Origin of the sequence: Acinetobacter dispersus (genome assembly GCF_009884975.1) — a bacterium.
Lineage (GTDB): Bacteria > Pseudomonadota > Gammaproteobacteria > Pseudomonadales > Moraxellaceae > Acinetobacter > Acinetobacter dispersus.
This window is the reverse complement of the sequence record NZ_CP041970.1, coordinates 2994695-3013751: the sequence shown is the minus strand read 5'-3', so window position 1 is coordinate 3013751 and position 19057 is coordinate 2994695. Positions and strand designations below refer to the sequence as shown.

Annotated in this window: 18 protein-coding genes; 11 read left to right on the top strand and 7 right to left on the bottom strand. The window is 38.3% G+C overall.

All coding sequences use genetic code 11. The annotated features are described in order from the left end of the window. Positions 1-2: 2 nt before the first annotated feature. The gene (locus tag FPL17_RS19095; RefSeq protein ID WP_167515370.1) at positions 3-242 is read right to left on the bottom strand and encodes a hypothetical protein; all 240 of its coding nucleotides are present in this window, start codon (positions 240-242) and stop codon (positions 3-5) included. Between the two features lie 197 nt (positions 243-439). Between FPL17_RS19095 and FPL17_RS13855 the strand changes: the two genes are divergently transcribed. After that, the gene (locus FPL17_RS13855; protein ID WP_159886872.1) at positions 440-625 is read left to right on the top strand and encodes an ABZJ_00068 family colistin stress protein; all 186 of its coding nucleotides are present in this window, start codon (positions 440-442) and stop codon (positions 623-625) included. Here the strand turns inward: FPL17_RS13855 and nadC are convergent. Next, complete coding sequence (gene nadC, locus FPL17_RS13850) at positions 622-1467, bottom strand: carboxylating nicotinate-nucleotide diphosphorylase (RefSeq protein ID WP_159885617.1); 846 nt, start codon at positions 1465-1467, stop codon at positions 622-624. The two genes, FPL17_RS13855 and nadC, sit on opposite strands and share 4 nt — an antisense overlap. Positions 1468-1612: 145 nt before the next feature. Here nadC and ampD point away from each other — a divergent pair, with 145 nt between their 5' ends. Continuing rightward, entirely contained in the window at positions 1613-2206 is a 594-nt protein-coding gene (gene ampD, locus FPL17_RS13845) for a 1,6-anhydro-N-acetylmuramyl-L-alanine amidase AmpD (protein ID WP_151717011.1), read from the top strand. 62 nt (positions 2207-2268) lie between these two features. Continuing rightward, positions 2269-3819 (top strand): murein biosynthesis integral membrane protein MurJ, encoded by a 1551-nt coding sequence (gene murJ, locus FPL17_RS13840; RefSeq protein ID WP_171519523.1) that lies wholly within the window; start codon positions 2269-2271, stop codon positions 3817-3819. A gap of 42 nt (positions 3820-3861) precedes the next feature. Here the strand turns inward: murJ and FPL17_RS13835 are convergent, their stop codons facing one another. The 5 genes from FPL17_RS13835 to FPL17_RS13815 form a co-directional block, all read right to left on the bottom strand. Beyond that, on the bottom strand, positions 3862-4545 hold the full coding sequence (locus FPL17_RS13835) for a BamJ family beta-barrel-assembly machinery protein (RefSeq protein WP_159885613.1): 684 nt from the start codon (positions 4543-4545) through the stop codon (positions 3862-3864). 46 nt (positions 4546-4591) lie between these two features. Next, positions 4592-5299 (bottom strand): BamJ family beta-barrel-assembly machinery protein, encoded by a 708-nt coding sequence (locus tag FPL17_RS13830; RefSeq protein ID WP_159885611.1) that lies wholly within the window; start codon positions 5297-5299, stop codon positions 4592-4594. Between the two features lie 177 nt (positions 5300-5476). Beyond that, positions 5477-7660: a polysaccharide biosynthesis tyrosine autokinase gene (locus FPL17_RS13825; RefSeq protein WP_159885609.1), complete on the bottom strand. Its 2184-nt coding sequence runs from the start codon at positions 7658-7660 to the stop codon at positions 5477-5479. Between the two features lie 17 nt (positions 7661-7677). After that, positions 7678-8106, bottom strand: coding sequence for a low molecular weight protein-tyrosine-phosphatase (locus FPL17_RS13820; protein ID WP_005209801.1), 429 nt, complete (start codon positions 8104-8106; stop codon positions 7678-7680). Between the two features lie 5 nt (positions 8107-8111). After that, the gene (locus FPL17_RS13815) at positions 8112-9212 is read right to left on the bottom strand and encodes a polysaccharide biosynthesis/export family protein (protein ID WP_032857374.1); all 1101 of its coding nucleotides are present in this window, start codon (positions 9210-9212) and stop codon (positions 8112-8114) included. Positions 9213-9884: 672 nt separating this feature from the next. Between FPL17_RS13815 and wecB the strand changes: the two genes are divergently transcribed. The 8 genes from wecB (at position 9885) to FPL17_RS13775 (ending at position 19052) form a co-directional block, all read left to right on the top strand. Next, positions 9885-11015 carry a non-hydrolyzing UDP-N-acetylglucosamine 2-epimerase gene (gene wecB, locus FPL17_RS13810; RefSeq protein WP_159885607.1) on the top strand — a complete coding sequence of 377 codons (1131 nt, stop codon included), beginning with the start codon at positions 9885-9887 and terminating at the stop codon, positions 11013-11015. 207 nt (positions 11016-11222) lie between these two features. Further along, on the top strand, positions 11223-12518 hold the full coding sequence (gene tviB / locus FPL17_RS13805) for a Vi polysaccharide biosynthesis UDP-N-acetylglucosamine C-6 dehydrogenase TviB (protein WP_159885605.1): 1296 nt from the start codon (positions 11223-11225) through the stop codon (positions 12516-12518). 25 nt (positions 12519-12543) lie between these two features. After that, the gene (locus tag FPL17_RS13800; protein ID WP_005209807.1) at positions 12544-13494 is read left to right on the top strand and encodes a Gfo/Idh/MocA family protein; all 951 of its coding nucleotides are present in this window, start codon (positions 12544-12546) and stop codon (positions 13492-13494) included. Next, complete coding sequence (wbpD, locus tag FPL17_RS13795) at positions 13491-14069, top strand: UDP-2-acetamido-3-amino-2,3-dideoxy-D-glucuronate N-acetyltransferase (RefSeq protein WP_005209808.1); 579 nt, start codon at positions 13491-13493, stop codon at positions 14067-14069. Before FPL17_RS13800 ends, wbpD begins: the two co-directional genes overlap by 4 nt. Before the next feature lies 1 nt (position 14070). Next, the gene (locus tag FPL17_RS13790) at positions 14071-15150 is read left to right on the top strand and encodes a DegT/DnrJ/EryC1/StrS family aminotransferase (RefSeq protein WP_005209809.1); all 1080 of its coding nucleotides are present in this window, start codon (positions 14071-14073) and stop codon (positions 15148-15150) included. Position 15151: 1 nt separating this feature from the next. Continuing rightward, on the top strand, positions 15152-16234 hold the full coding sequence (locus FPL17_RS13785) for a glycosyltransferase (protein WP_005209810.1): 1083 nt from the start codon (positions 15152-15154) through the stop codon (positions 16232-16234). Continuing rightward, complete coding sequence (locus tag FPL17_RS13780; protein ID WP_159885603.1) at positions 16231-17649, top strand: lipopolysaccharide biosynthesis protein; 1419 nt, start codon at positions 16231-16233, stop codon at positions 17647-17649. Before FPL17_RS13785 ends, FPL17_RS13780 begins: the two co-directional genes overlap by 4 nt. After that, positions 17646-19052, top strand: coding sequence for an O-antigen polymerase (locus tag FPL17_RS13775; RefSeq protein WP_159885601.1), 1407 nt, complete (start codon positions 17646-17648; stop codon positions 19050-19052). The genes FPL17_RS13780 and FPL17_RS13775 overlap by 4 nt, the downstream gene beginning before the upstream one ends. Positions 19053-19057 lie beyond the last annotated feature (5 nt).

Here is a 19057-nt window from a genome sequence, read left to right as displayed (position 1 = left end):
AATTATCTTAGTAAAAACCAGTAGATACATAGAAGTATCAATATGAGCAGCGTGATAAAACCGACGACAAATACTTCAGTGCTGTCAAAATCTACTCGTTGTCCAAGCCGGTAGCAACGTACAACTCCATAGCCAAGGCTACGAATTACACCTTCAAAAATAATCTCAAAAATTAGGTCAATGAATAGAAAACGGAACAGCTTAAACAGCACATAAAATATGGCTTCGAATATGGTATCCATACTTATTATTTTAATAAATTGAGCTGCTTAGCATTTTAAGCTTACATAGATCGAAATGAAAGTAGACACAAACACATCATCGTCAACAAATAGCTCACTGAGCATTTACATGCCTATAACACAGCCCACTGATTTGACTCATTTTAATTTGATAAATTGAGCCAAATTGAAAGAAACAAGTTTAAGGGGAAATAATGATGCTACAAGTATTTTTGGTCTTACTCACAGCAGTAACATTTGTATTAATGGCGGCTGACCCCCGTCCAACTGATTCGACCGAAGCCAAATCAGCGTGGCAAGTTGAAACGACACAATTGAATAAAGCAGAGGCTTTAGTAGAACAAAAGCCTTTGAAACAAGAAAAAGATCTTGATCAGGCTTAAGCGTTAAAACGCATGGATAAATCAACTGCGCGTACGTCTTTGGTCAATACGCCCATGGAAATGTAATCCACGCCAGAGGTTGCCACTTCACGTAAATTTTCAATGGTGATATTACCAGAGGCTTCTAATTTACAACGACCTGCCACATATTTGACCGCATCAATCATCTGTTGCTGGCTAAAGTTATCCAGCATTACGATATCAGCCCCTGCTTCCAGGGCCTGATTTAACTCCTCCCAAGTTTCCACTTCGACTTCGACCGGTTTGCCCGGTGCGATTTCGTGGGCTTTGGTGATGGCTTGGGCAATGCCGCCCGCAGCCATAATATGATTTTCTTTAATCAGGAATGCATCAAATAAACCTAAGCGGTGATTTTGTCCGCCACCGATGGCTACCGCATATTTTTGTGCAATACGCAGGCCTGGCAAGGTCTTGCGAGTATCCAGCAGTTTGGTATGTAAACCTTCTAGTTGTTGAACATAGCTTGCTGTTTTTGTCGCAACTGCAGACAGCGTTTGAATAAAGTTTAAAGCAGGACGTTCTACAGTGAGCAAACTACGTGCAGAACCAGCAAGCTTTAAGAACGCTTCATTTGCCGCAACAACGTCACCTTCTTGCTTTAACCAGGTCACTTGCACGCTGTTGTCATAGGCTTGAATCAAGGCATTCACCCAAGGCTGACCAGCCAAGACCATCTCTTCACGGCTAATGATGGTCGCAGTGGCTTGCTCATCGACTGGTGTAAGCATGGCGGTAATATCGCCGTCCCCAATATCTTCTTGTAATGCTTGTTGAATATTGATTTGAATAGATTGTTCAAGCAAAGATTGAGGAATACTCATACCAGTTCCAGTGTATGTTTGACTAAAAAACGTGTGTCATATATTAACACCCTCCCTGTAAAAAATAAGTATTTCATCTCGATTATTCTGGAGAAAGCATGGCAGAATGGCGCCTATACAGATTAAATTGCTGATTCGAGTCACAATGCAACACGCTAGATTTGCTCAAGTACAAGAGGGTGTATTGGTGGGGGCGACCCAGATTGCCTCGCCTAATTTTAATGCACGGCCTGCCGGAACCGATATTCAACTGATCGTTATCCACAATATCAGTTTGCCACCTTCACAGTTTGGTGGTGGCTATATCCAACAATTCTTTCAGAATCAGCTGGATTGGTCTGTACATCCTTATTTCCAAACCATTGAAGGGATGAAAGTTTCAGCGCATCTATTGATTTTACGTACAGGCGAAGTGATTCAGTTTGTGAATTTTAATGACCGTTCGTGGCACGCAGGTCGTTCTAGCTATTTGGCTTTGAAGGAATGTAATGATTATTCGATAGGAATCGAGCTTGAGGGAAGTGATGATCTACCTTTCGAACCTGAGCAATATCAAGCATTGGTTGAGGTTGTGAATACTTTACGCCAAGCATATCCAAAAATTCAAAATCATATTGCAGGCCATTCTGACATTGCGCCAAAACGGAAAACCGATCCTGGCTTATATTTTGATTGGCAATTGTTTCGGAACCTATTGTCCCAGCAAAAATTCGCCCAAAAAACATCGTTGGATTTATAATTTCACAACGAAATCTATTCGGACTTTCATTACAATAACGCTTTTTAAAATATAAGCCGTAGGTGAATGCGATGGCATTGTGGCGATCGACTGTAATTGTCAGTGCAATGACGATGTTATCCCGGGTGTTGGGTTTGGTACGTGATGTGGTGCTACTCAATGTGTTTGGTGCGGGTAAGGACTTCGATACCTTTGTCGTTGCCTTTCGTATTCCCAATTTTTTCAGGCGCTTATTTGCGGAAGGGGCTTTTTCTCAGGCCTTTATTCCTGTTTTAACAGAATATAAAACCAGCCGTGCGCATGCCGAAGTCCAGATTCTCATTAGTCGAGTGTTTGGCTGTCTGCTTACGGCCATGTCGTTATTGACCTTTGTGGCGATGGTGGCTGCACCTGCAATTATTTATTTGTATGCACCTGGTTTCCATAACGACCCAGAGAAATTCGATCTCGCCGTGGATATGTTCCGTCTGACTATTCCATATCTGATGTTTATGTCGTTGACGGCTTTTGCCAGCAGTATCTTAAACAGCTATGGTTCATTTGCTTCACCTGCTTTTTCTCCAGTATTGCTCAATGTGGCAATGATTGCAGGGGCTTGGTGGCTGACGCCGTATATGGCGGAGCCAATTATGGCTTTGGGTTGGGCTGTGGTTGCCGCGGGTGTTTTACAGCTGGCGATTCAGATTCCTGAATTATGGAAGAAGAACTTACTGATTCCACCTAAAGTAGACTTCAAGCATGAAGGGGTGGATCGTATTTTAAAACTGATGCTGCCCGCTTTGTTTGGCGTATCAGTGACGCAAATTAACTTATTGCTCAATACAATCTGGGCATCATTTATGCAAGATGGCTCGGTGTCATGGCTATACAGTGCCGAGCGAATGACTGAGTTGCCATTGGGATTGATTGGTGTGGCGATTGGTACGGTAATTTTACCTTCGCTTTCTGCACGTCATGCAGAGCAAGATCAAGCCAAATTTAGAGGCATGATTGATTGGGCTGCCAAGATTATTATGCTGGTGGGGATTCCTGCAAGTATTGCATTATTTATGTTGTCGACACCGATTATTCAGGCTTTGTTCCAACGTGGTGAATTTACCGTAGAAGATACGCGAATGACAGCATTGGCCCTGCAATGTATGAGTGCAGGGGTAATCTCATTTATGTTGATTAAAGTGTTTGCACCAGGCTTCTATGCACAACAAGATACCAAAACACCTGTCCGTGTTGGTTTAATGGCCGTCGCAGCCAATGCAATTCTAAACGTAGTCTTTATTGGTTTCTTTAAATTAATCGATTGGCATGCAGAGCATATGGCACTTGCATTAGCATCTTCAGGCTCAGCGTTGGTGAATGCGGGTATGCTGTATTTCTATTTGCATAAACGTAATATCTATCGTTTTGGGGCACATTGGAAAAAACTGGCACTTCAATATGCAGTTGCCAATATCGCCATGATTGCTGCGCTTTGGTATGGCTTAACCTGGTACCAAGGAGATATTTCACAATGGCTACGTATTGCTGAAGTGGCTGGTTTATGTGTGATTGGTGTGGTGGCTTATGTGGTGGGATTGTTGGTTATGGGCTTCCGTCCAAGACATTTGAAAGCTTAAACGCATTGAAAAATTAAACCCTCCAACTGGAGGGTTTTTTTATTATTTCACTTCAAGCAATTCAATATCAAAAATTAAAGTGCTGTTGGGTCCAATCGCATCGCCCGAACCGACATCGCCATAAGCTAGATTTGCTGGAATAAAGAAACGTGATTTACCACCTTCCTTCATGGTTTGAACCCCTTCAGTCCAACCCGTAATCACTTGACTCAGTTTAAATTCAAGCGGATGGTTACGTGCAATTGAACTATCAAATACGGTGCCATCAAGCAGACGACCTTCATAATTGACTTTAACTGTAGAGCTTGCTTTCGGAGACTTGCCTTTACCTTGTTCTAGCACTTGGTATTGTAGGCCTGATTTCGTGGTCACGATATCGGCTTTCTTGCTATTTTCAGCTAAAAAGGCTTTGCCTGCTTGATCATTTTTTTGTGCTTGTTCTTGAAACTCGACCAGTTGTTTGGCTTCTAGGCGCTTTTTATATTGATTGAGTACAGTCGCCATTTCTTCATCGGTCAATGATGCCGCTTTACCTTGCACCGCTTCTTGTAAACCCTGTACAAAGGTTTCAATATTCAAATCCTTTAGAGTTTCGGCGTTGCCTCTACCCATCAGATAACCGTAGCTATATCCGAGTTGATCTTTTTGTGGGCTTTTTTGTGTAATAGGCGCTGCTTGAACCGTTCCGATGGTTGCAGCAATTAAAATGAGACCTAATCTTTTCATTATTTCTTCCAAAAAATAAAGGAGAGCACAGGCTCTCCTTAGATCATTATTTTACAGCAATTAATTCTACGTCAAAAATTAATGTACTATTTGGTGGAATCGAACCAGGTACACCTTGTTCACCATAACCTAAGTTTGCTGGAATATAGAAAGTTGCTTTACCGCCTTCTTTCATAAGTTGTAAGCCTTCAGTCCAACCTGGAATCACTTGATTTAGTGGAAACTCAATTGGCTCACCGCGGTCATATGAACTGTCAAATACTTTACCATCAGCAAGTTGGCCTTTGTAATGAACTTTCACAACAGATGCTGCGACGGGTTGCTTGCCTGTCCCTTCTTTGGTGATCTTGTATTGCAAGCCTGAAGCTGTGGTTTTCACACCTTCTTTTTTCGCATTTTCTGCTAAAAAGCTGTTGTTGGTTGCTTCAGTTTTTTTGGTTTCAGCGACTTGTTTTTGTTGTTGCTCTTTTTGGAACTCAACATACGCTGCCTGTAACTCTTCTTCCGTATAGGCAGCAGGTTTTTGCGCATGAGCATCACGGAAGCCAGTGATAAACGCACTGGTTTCTAATTCTGGTGGTGTTTGTTTTGCCACTTCATAACCTAATGCATAACTGATTTTTGCAACAGGTGCTGCATTTTTGTCAGCTTTGGCACCAAGCTCAGTTGTTGGGTTTTTGGTAGCGTAGTAAATAGGAACGAGCGCTGCACCGCCTAAAACAGCTGCTACAACGAAAGGTAAAGCTTTACTCATGAGATGTCCCAAAGCGAGATTTGAATAAAAAATATGGCATTGATCTTAGCATGCTTGAGCTTAAGCATTGAATAATAAACCGCAAAAATGCGTGAGTTTTTTATAAGATTTATGTGTTTAAGCATAAAAAAACCAGATCATCTGATCTGGTTTTTTAACAATCAATTTAAAGGGTGTTTAGTCATCTTTATGCGCTTTATAGGCATATGAATAATTATAACCATAGCCATAGCCCGCACTTGAGCGTTGGATATCGTTCAAGATAAAGCCATTGACTTTTACATTGGCTTGTTCAAAACGATTCAAACTCAGTTCAAGTTCTTTCATTTGTGATTTGGCATAACGCGCTACCAATAAATTCACACCCGCATATTGAGAAATAATAATACCGTCTGTGACTGCCAAGATCGGTGGAGTATCAATAATGATATGATCGTATTGCTGACTTAGTTGTTCCAATAACAATTTAAACTGCTCAGAACCAAGCATTTCTGATGGATTGGTCGGGTTTTTGCCTCGAGTAATCACACTTAGTCCAGATACATCGGTTTGATGGATTACTTGATTAAAGTCAGCCAAATTACTTAAATATTCAGATAAACCTGGTTTTACATCTAAATTAAAATATTTATGTATATAGCCACGACGCATATCGGCATCGATGATTAACACTTTTTTATTGCTCTGTGCAAAAATTGTGGCCAAGTTGGTTGAGATAAATGATTTACCCACTTCTGGAGAAGGACCCGCAATCATAATAATATTGTTCTTGGCACTGCTAAGTGCAAAATGAATCGCTGTTCGAATACTTCGTAAACTTTCTACCGCAATATCATCATTATGCTTAACGGCTAGCACAGGAATCGATTTCTTCTTCTTCAAAATACTGATACGGGTTTCTTGCACAGGGGATCGAGGTACAGTCGCATACACTGGCAAATCAAACTCATTCTCGATTTGAGTCGAATCTTTCACACCTGTACGTAACATATTACGTAATAACGCGATTAAAGTGCCTAAAAACCCACCCAAGAAAATTGAAAGTATCAAAATTTGCAGTTTTTTCGGTTTGATTGGTTGTACTGGTTCAACTGCAGTGTCGACAATTCGCACATTACCAATTTCACCAGCTTTGGCGATACGTAATTGCTGGTATGAGTTTAATAAAGCAGTATACAGTTGGGTTTTTACTTCAACTTCACGATACAGTTGCAGGTATTGGCGTTGAACATCTGGTAACTGTTTCAAGGTACTATTTAGCGCAGCGATTTGCTTATCTAATGCCGTAATTTGTGCATTGATTTCACGCATTGCTGGATGCTCAGCCGTATATTTGGCCGCCAGATCGGCTTGTTGTTGTTGTAACTCAATTTTTTTGGTTTCTAAGTTAATACTTTGGGTCAAATATAGTTCGGACTCTTTGGTCACATCAACGGTATTATATTGTTGACGAAACTTGTTGAAGACACGCTCCGCATCATCCAGTTGTTTTTTTAGATCAGGCAGTTGTTCATCAAGGAATTTTAAGGTTTGTGCTGTTTCTGCAGAACGGCGTTCTACATTTTGTGCGCTATATGCCGCTAAAACGGCATTCAGAACTTTAGTAATATGTTCTTTGTCTTCGCCTTGATAGTTTAGTTCTAAGATTCCCGTTAATTTACCTTTTTCTGCCACAGAATAGTTGGCATTGATGGCTTGAACTGCAGCAGGTAAAGAACTCTTTTGTATAAAGTAGTGGGTGTCGAATGTATCTTTACTAAAGATCGCAATCTTCCAAATGCCAGATTTAGTATTGAGCTGATTTAGTTTATTTAATGGTGCAGTTAAAAGTACATTTTCTGTCGCTAGGTCTGTTAAAGTAAACTTATTGTTTTTAAAACTTAAGCTCAGGGTTTTATCCAAATAATAGTTTGGAATTTCAAATTGCTGGACATCAAAAGACTTTTTTTGATCATGAAAAATAACCGCTTTAGATCCATATTCAGTCACATAATCAGATTTATTGAATAAACGATGTGAAAAAGTATTTTCTGGGCTGGAAATACTCAGGTCCAAATGCAGTGCTTGAATCACTGAGCCGAGTACCAAACGCGACTTTAAAATTTCGATTTCAGATTGAGCTGGCGATTTTTGATCAATCATTTGCGACAGATCACCGAGTAAGGCAGCAGATGCCCCTTTTTTGTCTTCCACTTGCACCAGTGCATCGACTGAATAAGTATTAGGTGTTGTACGCAAGTAGAGTAAAGCAAAGACCAAGCTTAGAATAATACACAATGCAATGAGCTTCCATTGTGCAATCAAAGCAAAGAAAAGCTCTTTTAGGTCAATTGTATCTTCGATATTGGTATTTTGGCTCATAATCTTAATCTAAAAAGTTAAATATAATTTTTCCAGTCAGCAACACACTGTTGAATCAGCTGACAGGTATTATCAAAAAAAACTTGATCATGTTGGTAGGGATCAGGTACGTTTTTGTTTTGCCAATGCCCCAGGCGAAAAACTTTGCCTTTTGCAAACGGCCATGTTTGCTCAATATGCTTTTGCTGGTTATTGCTCATCACTAAAATCAGATCTGCTTGTTTAAGTTGCTCTGCATTTAGTTTTTTTGCAATATGCGACTGCATATCAATATTCAAGCGTTGCATACAAAGCTGAGCTTTATCATCAGCTGGATGTCCTGTTAGCCCTGAAATACCTGCAGATTGAATCTGCAGGTCAGGGTGTTGCTGTTTGAGTAAATACTCTGCCATCGGGCTACGGCAAATATTGCCAACGCAAACAACTAAAACGCTCTTAATCTCCATTTTAATTATTGCCCTAGACGATCAAAGTTATATAGTGCACTAGAGAAAGGAATAATTTGGTTAATTACACGTTGCCAGCGAGTTAGACCTGTCGCATCGACATAGACGATATCATTACTTCGCAATCTAAACTGGTTGGCCAGACCAAAATCGCCCAAGCTTACTAAATTCAAATGGTATAGCTCGGTATGGCGATCGTTTGGGTTAGTTCTTAAAACATAAATACGGCTCGCGCTGCCAGACAGCGGGTTGATACCTAAGCTTTCACCTAAAGCATCACTTAAGGTCAAGCCTTGATCACGCATTGGTAGAGCCTGATTCTTACCAGATTCACCCATCACATAAATTTTTTGATTGTCTTTGGTGCTGACGTAGATTGTATCGTTGGGTTGAACCAAGAGTTTATGCAGAGAATAGCCAGCTTTTTCTAAGGCAATGGTGTTGAGGTCATAGGTGGTGCCATTACGAATCAACTGGATAAAGGTATTATCGCCTCTATCGGTTACACCACCTGCCATACCCAAAGCAGTATAGATACTAATTGGTTGGTCATTCAGAAAGAATTGTCCGCCTTTAGTTACACTGCCTTGGACTGAATAGCGCTGTCCTTGATAAGACAGTACCCGTACGATGACATCTGGATTTTTCAGATAATGCGCAAACTGACCGCGTAAGTCCGTATTGAGCTGGGCCAGTGTTTTTCCTGAGGCTTTATAACGACCCACCAAAGGAACTTGAACATAACCATTCGAATCAATTGGATAACCATTGGCCTGAATCGATTGATCATTGGTTAAATTATTGACTGGAGGGGTAATTTCTGGATAAGCCCAAAGTTGAATAGAAAGTACATCACCAGAACTTAAACGATAAGCTGGCTGTTGCTGTTTAAAAAGCGTCGAGTAATTATTGCGATAGTCGATTTGAGCGGGCTGAATCGCGGGTAAGTTATCTTGTGTAATTTTTATAACATTGACATTGGTTCCCTGGTCAGTCGTGTAAACGCCCTCACTTGGAATATCATAAGTTTGCAAGCCAGAGGTAACAGCACAAGCTGTCGCACTAAGGCTAATTGCAAGAATGGAAAAAAGTTGATAATGCTTCACACTCGACCCTTGAATAGTTATATCTGTTGTCACACAACAACATATCTTTGGACTTGGAATTGGGGTCATTCTAGCTGAAAAATATTAAAAAAGCATCGAGGAATCATTTCGGTTTGTATGTTTAGTATTGCTGAAAAATATGCAAATAAGCCAACAAATTACTCTCATTGAGTCGAGATAAGCAAACTGAAATAGCTGAGGAGAGAAGTCGCTCTACCCTATAAATCAAAGTGAGGTTAATGCCTTGCTCTTTAGGATATTTTAGTTTGAATGGACACGTTGAAACAGGGGGGATGTGGTGTTCTGAGATAGCGTTTCTAGAGGAGGCAGGGGCTACAACATGAACGGCAAAGACGATAGAACCTGAATCATGACAGTGTATGAGAAAAGTTAAAAGGATTATGCTTTAAAACACAGCAATGATAGAAATTTATACGCTACAGACTAAAGCGCAATGGGTCAACGCCAAAGAAAAGATGAACATGGTTGGTTTGGGTGATCAAGCTTAGGTTGGTTCTGAAGCAGTTCTTTCAATTAACACAAATCTGTCATTGTTATGTCTGAAGTCTGACATAACAATGATGAAATAGGTCGAATGATTTAAAGGCCTTATTCGGGTGAAGCAACGTTCAAAGCATAAATAATAACTCATACATAAAAAGGGTGAATTCGGTGAAAAAAGTTTTATTGGTGTTCGGTACTCGACCTGAAGCGATCAAGATGGCGCCTTTGGCCTTAAAGTTACAACAGTTTCATCAAGATTTTGAGACTAAAGTCTGTGTGACGGGACAACATCGGCAGATGTTGGATCAGGTCTTGGAGCTTTTTGATTTAAAACCTGATTTTGACTTAAATTTAATGAAACCTGGGCAAACCCTATCGGATGTGACTTCTGGGGTGCTTAAAGGTCTAGAGCAGGTATTCGAGCAATGGACACCTGATCTGATTTTAGTGCATGGCGATACTGCCACGACTTTTGCTGCTGCATTGGCCGCGTATTACCACAAAATAAAAGTAGGCCATGTTGAGGCAGGGTTGCGGACTGGAGATTTATATTCTCCTTGGCCAGAAGAAGCCAATCGACAATTAACGGGCGTGCTGGCAAATTATCATTTTGCTCCGACTCAATCGTCATATAACAATTTAATTCAAGAACATGTGAATCCTGACCATATCATTGTCACAGGCAATACAGTGATTGATGCTTTACTACAAGTGAAGCACAAGGTTGAGCAGGACCAGTCACTCATTGATCAATTTCAACAAAAGTTTTCATTCCTCGATGCGGATAAGAAATTGATCTTGGTTACAGGTCACCGCCGTGAGAATTTTGGTCAAGGCTTTTTAAATATTTGTCAGGCATTAGGTAATTTAGCTAAAAAATATCCTGATATCCAAATCGTTTATCCTGTCCATTTAAACCCAAATGTACAGCAACCGGTCAATGCGCTTTTAGCCGATATTGACAATATTTATCTAATTGCTCCTCAAGATTATTTACCTTTTGTCTATTTGATGAATCGCAGTTATCTGATTCTGACCGATTCTGGTGGTATTCAAGAGGAAGCACCATCTTTGGGTAAACCCGTGCTGGTGATGCGAGATACAACAGAACGTCCAGAAGCGGTTGAAGCGGGCACAGTGCGTTTAGTTGGAACAGATATAGCGACTATTGCAGAGTCTGTAACAGAATTGATTGAAAATCCTGACTTTTATAATGAAATGGCTGCCGCACATAATCCTTATGGTGATGGTAGAGCCTGTCAGCAGATTATTCAGTTTTTAATCAAGACTTCTTGTTAAAGAAGAGGTCTGTACGTTGTTTTATAAATTCCACTGATCTGGTTTATAAGAACCATTGATTAGTTTCAGTAAACACAATCATACAATTGCCATGAGGGATTCTTAAAAAATTTGCTATAGTACGCACGACGTTTAATGTAAAGCATTAGGCCTGAAAAAAATCATTTGATATTGATGTAAACTTTATAAAGGAATAGGCTGATTGTGATGCAACTTGCCGAATTGAAAATAGCAATTATTGGTTTAGGGTATGTAGGCTTGCCATTGGCAGTTGAGTTTGGCAAAAAAACTCCTGTGGTAGGTTTCGATATTCATCAAAAACGTATAGATGAACTCAAAAGTGGTCAAGATCATACTTTAGAAGTTTCACCAGAAGAATTAAGTCAAGCAAAAAACTTAAGTTATAGCGCAAATTTAGAAGACTTAAAAAGCTGTAACTTTTTTATTGTGACTGTGCCAACACCTGTAGATGAGGTTAATCGCCCTGATTTAACGCCATTAAGAAAAGCCAGTGAAACTTTAGGCAAGGTCATTAAAAAAGGCGATATTGTTGTTTATGAGTCGACTGTTTACCCAGGTGCTACTGAAGAAGTCTGTATTCCTGTGCTTGAGAAAATTTCAGGCCTGAAATTTAATCAGGATTTCTTTGCAGGTTATAGCCCTGAACGTATTAACCCTGGTGATAAGGTAAATACCTTAACCAAGATTAAAAAAATCACCAGCGGTAGTACACCAGAAATTGCAGATAAAGTAGATGCTGTCTATGCCAGCATTATTACGGCAGGTACACATAAAGCATCAAGTATTAAAGTTGCAGAAGCAGCCAAAGTGATTGAAAACACCCAGCGTGACTTAAATATTGCTTTGGTAAATGAACTCTCGGTTATTTTTGATCGTTTGGGTATTGATACGATTGATGTGCTTGAAGCCGCTGGCAGTAAATGGAACTTCTTACCTTTCCGCCCTGGTCTAGTGGGTGGTCATTGTATTGGTGTTGATCCTTACTATTTAACTCATAAAGCAGAAGAAGTGGGCTACCACCCGCAAGTCATTTTGGCGGGTCGTCGTATTAATGACAATATGGCACGTTATGTGGCGCGTAATACCATCAAACGTATGTTACAAAATGGTATCGATGTGCCTCGTGCAAAAGTAGGTGTACTCGGCGTTACCTTTAAAGAAAACTGTCCAGATATCCGTAATAGTAAAGTCGCGGACTTAATTAAAGAGTTTGAAGCTTGGGGTGCTCAAGTGGTCGTTGCAGATCCGTGGGCAGATGCTGAAGAAGTGAAACACGAATATGGTATTGAATTGGGGCAGGTCAATGCTGAACACCCAGTCGATGCACTGGTGATTGCTGTTGGGCATAATGAATTCCGTAGTTTGTCCGCAGCCGAGTTAAAAAGCTATGTGCGTAGTAATAAGCCAGTTCTTGCCGATGTTAAAGGTTTATTAGATCGTACGATTATGGCTGAACAAGGTTTTACAGTATTCCGTCTATAATTTAAAATTGAAAAGAAGTGAAACGATGAAAAAATTTGCTCTTATTGGTGCGGCTGGATATATCGCACCACGCCACCTGAAAGCGATCAAAGAAACAGGTAATACTTTAGCTGTTGCCATGGATGTAAACGACTCTGTGGGGATTATGGATAGTCATTTTCCTGAAGCAGAATTTTTTACTGAGTTTGAAGAATTTGAAGCGTATGTAGAAGACCAAAAATTAAAAGGTGAAAAGCTAGATTATGTTGCGATCTGCTCACCCAACTACCTACATGCGCCACATATGAAATATGCTTTGAAAAATGGTATTGAGGTCATTTGTGAAAAGCCATTGGTGCTGAATTCAGAAGATTTAAATATGCTTTCAGAATATGAAAAGCAATATGGTGCCAAGGTAAATTCAATTTTACAATTGCGTTTACACCCGTCGATTATCGCATTGCGAGATAAAGTTCAAGCAGCGCCAGCAGATAAAGTATTTGATGTTGATCTCACTTATTTAACTTCCCGCGGTAAATGGTATTTAAAATCATGGAAAGGCGTGGACAACAAATCTGGCGGTGTAGCAACCAATATTGGTGTGCATTTCTACGACATGTTGCATTTTATTTTTGGAAAAATCGTTAAAAATGAAGTGCATTTCCGTGATGAAAAAACATCTTCGGGGTATTTGGAATATGAGCGCGCGCGTGTGCGTTGGTTCTTGTCGATTGATGCAAATAACCTTCCAGAGAATGCGGTACAAGGTGAAAAACTGACTTATCGCAGTATTACCATTGAAAATGAAGAACTTGAATTTTCAGGCGGTTTTACCGATTTGCATACGCAAAGCTATCAACGTGTATTAGAAGGTAAAGGTTACGGTGTTGAAGAAAACCGTGCAGCAATTGAGACTGTTGAAGTGATTCGCGTTTCACCAATTGTTGAAAACCCAGCAAATCCGCATCCATTATTGGCAAAGGTGAAAAAAGCATGAGCTTTTATCAACATGAAACGGCCATAGTTGATGATGGTGCACAAATTGGTGATGATTCCCGTGTTTGGCATTTTGTTCATGTCTGTGGTGGTGCCAAAATCGGTAAAGGCGTGTCTTTAGGCCAAAACGTATTTGTGGGTAACCGCGTTGTCATTGGCGACCACTGTAAAGTTCAGAACAACGTATCGGTTTACGATAATGTCGTTCTGGAAGAAGGCGTATTTTGTGGGCCAAGTATGGTCTTTACCAATGTATATAACCCACGCTCTCTGATTGAGCGAAAAGACCAATATCGTGACACACTGGTGAAAAAGGGTGCCACATTAGGCGCAAACTGTACCATTGTCTGTGGTGTGACTATTGGGGCATATGCTTTTGTTGGGGCAGGTGCGGTAGTGAATAAAGACATACCTGCATATGCACTGATGGTCGGTGTACCTGCAAAACAAATCGGCTGGATGAGTGAGTTTGGTGAACAGCTGGATCTCCCTTTGCATGGGCAGGCACAAGTGACCTGTTCGCACACAGGAGCAGTTTATCAACTTGATGGAACGACACTGACAAAGCAAGGTTAATATGATTGACTTTATTGATTTAAAAGCGCAGCAACATCGAATTAAAGATAAAATTGATGCAGGTATTCAAAATGTATTGACACATGGTCAGTATATTCTTGGGCCAGAAGTCACTGAACTAGAAGAAAAGTTAGCTGCTTATGTTGGTGCGAAGCACTGTATTACGTGTGCCAATGGCACAGATGCATTGCAAATTGCACAAATGGCATTTGGTATAGGACCAGGTGATGAAGTGATCACACCAGGTTTTACTTATATTGCGACAGCCGAAACAGTGGCTTTATTGGGTGCAAAGCCAGTTTATGTGGATGTAAATCCTAAAACTTATAACTTAGATGTGGAAAAGTTAGAGGCAGCCATTACTCCTCGAACCAAGGCCATTATTCCTGTAAGTTTATATGGTCAATGTGCTGACTTTGATGCGATCAATGCGATTGCTGCAAAGCATGGTATTCCAGTCATTGAAGATGCTGCACAAAGTTTCGGTGCAACCTACAAAGGTCGTAAAAGCTGTAACTTAAGTACGGTTGCTTGTACCAGTTTTTTCCCAAGTAAACCATTGGGCTGCTATGGTGATGGTGGGGCTATTTTTACCAGCGATGATGAGTTGGCAAAAGTGATTCGCCAGATTGCACGTCATGGTCAGGACAAGCGTTATCATCATATCCGTGTGGGCGTGAATAGCCGTCTAGATACCATTCAGGCCGCCATTTTATTACCAAAGCTAGAAATTTTGGATGATGAAATGCAAGCTCGCCAAAAAGTAGCTGAAATTTATAACCAGTTATTTAATCAGGCAGGTATTCATACAACCCCATATCTTGAGCTGCATAACACCAGTGCTTGGGCACAGTATACGATTCAAGTTGATAATCGTGCAGATGTTCAGGAAAAATTAAAAGCTCAAGGGATTCCAACGGCTGTACATTATCCTATTCCTTTGAATAAGCAACCTGCTGTAGCAGATGCAAGCGTGATGTTGCCCGTAGGTGATGCAATTGCTGAAAGAGTCATGAGCTTGCCAATGCACCCTTATTTAGATCATGCGAACATCGTTACCATTGTAGATTGTTGGAAGTAAGATGAAAATATTAATGCTTGCACCTTATTCTTCACCAATTGTTCAACGGTTGGTAAAAGCTTTAGAAACGTATAGCGATTGTGAAATTTGGGTTGCAAGCTTTAATGTTGAAACTGATTTAGAGAAAAAACTAATTGGCTTAGGTGAGATTAACAGTTTTATAGATTATTTTAAATTTTACAAAGTTAATAAATTAGTTAAAAAACTAAACCCAGATATAGTTCATGCACATATTATTAACCATTATGGAGTTATGGCTATATTTCAGAAAAAGCCATTGCTGGTCGGCTTATGGGGATCTGATGTAATGTTGGCTCCTAAGAGAGGTTCATTAATGAAGAGAGGTATCTTTAGGTTAATAAATAAAATTGTAGTTACAAAGGCAGATAAATTACATACATCTTCCTCACATATTCTAGATGAACTTGTTTTCCAGTATGGCGAGTTTGTTAAAAATAAAACGGATGTTTTTTATTGGGGATTTCCAGTGGAAAAACCCTCAGATAGTAATCAAGAATTGATTGAAAAGATTTTCAAAGAGGAGTTTGATATTTGTTCGAATGATCGACTTATCGTATCTCCTCGAGGTGTGTCAAGTATTTATAATCCTGATGGTGTCATAAAAATTATAAAAAAAATTTCTAATATAGATGAATTCAAAATTGTAGTTTTACGTGGTTTTTCATCAGATAAAGATGTAGAGAAATTTAAAGAGAATTTAGGTGTATTGAATGACAAAGTTATTTTTATTAACAGGTTATTGAACACAGAGGAATTATATATCCTTTATGGGCAAACAAAATTTCATATATCCGTGCCTATTTCTGATGCCCTTGGAGGAGGAGTAGTTGAACCATATTTGAGAGGGAGTTTTCCGATTTTAAGCAATCTATTACCTTACGAAAAATTTGTTAATGATAATCATGGATTTGTAATAAAAGATTATAGTGAAGAAAGTTTAAGTAATCTGGAAAAAACTATACTTCATGAAGAGACTCAAAAGTATGATCATCTCAGTTCTACTTATTCAGCAAATTCTATAGTATCTAAGTTCACTGAATTATATAAAAATACATTAAAATGAATATAACAAAAATATTACAGTTTAGTATTGGTCCAATTGGGGCAGCATTGTTAGGCGTTTTGACGATACCAACATTAGCTTGGATGTTTACTGTAGAGGATATCGGCCGATTTAGTATTTTACAAATTGTGATGAGTTTTTCTTGCATTTTACTTACATTGGGTTTGGACCAAGCTTATGTTCGAGAATATCATGAAGTTGAGAATAAGGCAGTCATTTTTAAAACATCAACTCTAACGTCAGTCTTATTTAGTATATTTATCGCATCATTGTTTATGCTTTTTGGAGTAGATTCCATTTCACAAAATGCATATAAATTATCATCGTGTTACTTGTCCTATATGACAATAATCTGTGTAATTTTGACTGTGCTGCTTAGATATATAACATTGAATATCAGAATGCAAGAAAAAGGATTAGTTTACTCTATAAGTCAAATTTTTCCAAAAATATTCCTTCTTATAGCTGTTTTAGGTTTGTTTTTTTGGGGGGCTAATGAAGTCAATTTTAATAAATTAATTACAATTCAAGCCGGTTCATTATTTTTAGTACTGTTGGTTTTTTGTCTATATATAAAAGAAGAATTAATTTGTCTTCTAAAAGTGAAATTTGATTATGAAATTTTGAAGAAAATGCTTATTTTTGGATTTCCTTTAGTTATTAGTGGATTAGTCTTTTGGCTAATGCAAGCATGCTCTCGTATATTTCTACTAAATAATTCAACATTATTGGAAGTAGGGATTTTTAGTGTTGCTGTCAGTATATCAGCAGGTTTTAGTGTATTAACAACTATTTTTAATACAATATGGGTTCCGACAATTTATAAGTTAATTAAAGAAGGTGATCCAGTCAAGGAAGTAGAGTATGTAAGTCAGTTTATCGCATTGGTAATTTCATTTATATTATTTTCAATCTGTTTGGTCATGCCACTAATTCCTAAATTTTTACCAAATACATATAGTGGGATTGAATATATAATATTGTTATGTGTTTTGCAGCCGCTTCTTTATACATTATCTGAGTCTACGGCGATAGGAATATTAGTTAAGAGAAAAACGGTTCTATCTATATTTGCAAGTATTATTGGTTTGCTTGCAAATATGCTTCTATTATGGTTTTTAGTTAGAAGTAATGGTGCTATTGGAGCGGCAATATCTATAGCTATTTCATTTTGGATTTATTTTATTCTCAGAACAGAGATTTCTAGTCGAGTTTGGAAGGATTTTAAGCGGTCTAAATTATATTTACATAGTTTGCTTTGTGTGTTGTTCTCGCTGTTAGTTTCTTTAATGGGGTGGGAGCATATTTATATTGTTGTCGCTGCATTGTTTTTTTTGATATTTAGTGTTTTTATGTTTTTAGATGTTTTTAGAAATATTGTAAGAAATATTTCTTCATATATGAGGATGCTATGAGAGAAATGATTAATCAAAACAATAATAAAATATTATTGTTTCTTGTTTTTCCGATAGCCCTTCTTGTTGTTTTAGCAGGGTTTGTTTCAGAATTTTATGCAACGACACCCTTTATATCATTAACAGCATCTTTTTTGTTTGTAATTATTATATTTTCAAATATAGCTTATGGTAAGAATATGCTTATCAATCCATTAAGTATATTTTCTTTTATGTATTTAGGGTATGTGTTTGGTTCATTTTATTATGCTTTTAGTGATGGCGATTTTGGTAAATTTTTATCTTACTTGAGTTTGAGTAGGTTTGAAGCTGAGTTATATTTGTTTTATGCTATTTTGTATGCAGTTATTTGTTATTTGTTTTTTATATTTGGGTTTAGTGTTTTTTATAAGAAAAAAAATGTTGCTTTAAGAGGAGGGTGGAGTGGCTCTTATTATGATGGTTTGTTGGTTTTGTATAAGCCTATCTGTTTTTTTCTTATTAGTATCGGTTTGGCTTATTGGGTGTGGATGAGTTATACATTGGCAGGCGGAATTATCCCCATGTTATTGTATTTTCAAGCATTTAGACACTTGATTGAGGATGCGCAGTTAACAACTTTACCATATCATTTGTATTATGCTGGAATTTTCTTATGGTTAATTGCGTCAGTTGTTAAAAATAATAAAATTGGCTTCTATTTTATTTTTTTTAGTTTTCTTGGTTTGGTTATAGGTCTTTCTACGGGGCGTATTACATTAGCTTTTACCTATATAATGGCACAAATGATTTTTTATTATTTTTGCTTTCCTGAAAAAAGAAGAAGAATTATAATTGTTCTTTTTTCATTAATGAGTTTGGGGTTTGTTGTTTATTTTTTAAGAATATTGAGTAATCAGTATTTTATGGGTGTTGATCTTGATCTTTCTGATAAGAGTTTTGTAGGTACTATTATCGGGGATGGTAACATTACCGACTTGCAGCAATTAGTAATTGTTTTTAAAACATTTGATAGTTCTAATATTCTGCTAGGGAAGTCCTATTTAGATACTTTTAGAAATACAATAGGCGCACAATTTGGTTATGAACCTCATTCAATTGGGTTGCTTATTAAAGAGCTATATATTCCTAGTACATCTGGTGCACCAACACCAGGAGCTATTGGTGAAGCATATGCAAATTTTTTATTCCTAGGACCTGCAATAATGTTTTTTGTTGGCAGTGTTTTCTCATATATATATATGAAGGTCTTGGATTCAAAAAACCCATTGCTAATAATGGTTTATTCTATTTTTTTAGCAAGGTTCGTTTTTATGTACCCCAAAGTAGATTCAACGATGATGGTAAACTTTCTTTGGGGTGCAGGACCTTTGATTGTAATCTGGTTTTGCCTAAGATTAACCTTTAATTTGATTAAAAAGTAATTATT

Coding starts and splice junctions, on each gene's coding strand:
- FPL17_RS19095 (WP_167515370.1), bottom strand. CDS start 242: ATGGATACCATATTCGAAGCCATATTTTATGTGCTGTTTAAGCTGTTC.
- FPL17_RS13855 (WP_159886872.1), top strand. CDS start 440: ATGCTACAAGTATTTTTGGTCTTACTCACAGCAGTAACATTTGTATTA.
- nadC (WP_159885617.1), bottom strand. CDS start 1,467: ATGAGTATTCCTCAATCTTTGCTTGAACAATCTATTCAAATCAATATT.
- ampD (WP_151717011.1), top strand. CDS start 1,613: ATGCAACACGCTAGATTTGCTCAAGTACAAGAGGGTGTATTGGTGGGG.
- FPL17_RS13835 (WP_159885613.1), bottom strand. CDS start 4,545: ATGAAAAGATTAGGTCTCATTTTAATTGCTGCAACCATCGGAACGGTT.
- FPL17_RS13830 (WP_159885611.1), bottom strand. CDS start 5,299: ATGAGTAAAGCTTTACCTTTCGTTGTAGCAGCTGTTTTAGGCGGTGCA.
- FPL17_RS13825 (WP_159885609.1), bottom strand. CDS start 7,660: ATGAGCCAAAATACCAATATCGAAGATACAATTGACCTAAAAGAGCTT.
- FPL17_RS13820 (WP_005209801.1), bottom strand. CDS start 8,106: ATGGAGATTAAGAGCGTTTTAGTTGTTTGCGTTGGCAATATTTGCCGT.
- tviB (WP_159885605.1), top strand. CDS start 11,223: ATGCAACTTGCCGAATTGAAAATAGCAATTATTGGTTTAGGGTATGTA.
- FPL17_RS13800 (WP_005209807.1), top strand. CDS start 12,544: ATGAAAAAATTTGCTCTTATTGGTGCGGCTGGATATATCGCACCACGC.
- wbpD (WP_005209808.1), top strand. CDS start 13,491: ATGAGCTTTTATCAACATGAAACGGCCATAGTTGATGATGGTGCACAA.
- FPL17_RS13790 (WP_005209809.1), top strand. CDS start 14,071: ATGATTGACTTTATTGATTTAAAAGCGCAGCAACATCGAATTAAAGAT.
- FPL17_RS13785 (WP_005209810.1), top strand. CDS start 15,152: ATGAAAATATTAATGCTTGCACCTTATTCTTCACCAATTGTTCAACGG.
- FPL17_RS13780 (WP_159885603.1), top strand. CDS start 16,231: ATGAATATAACAAAAATATTACAGTTTAGTATTGGTCCAATTGGGGCA.
- FPL17_RS13775 (WP_159885601.1), top strand. CDS start 17,646: ATGAGAGAAATGATTAATCAAAACAATAATAAAATATTATTGTTTCTT.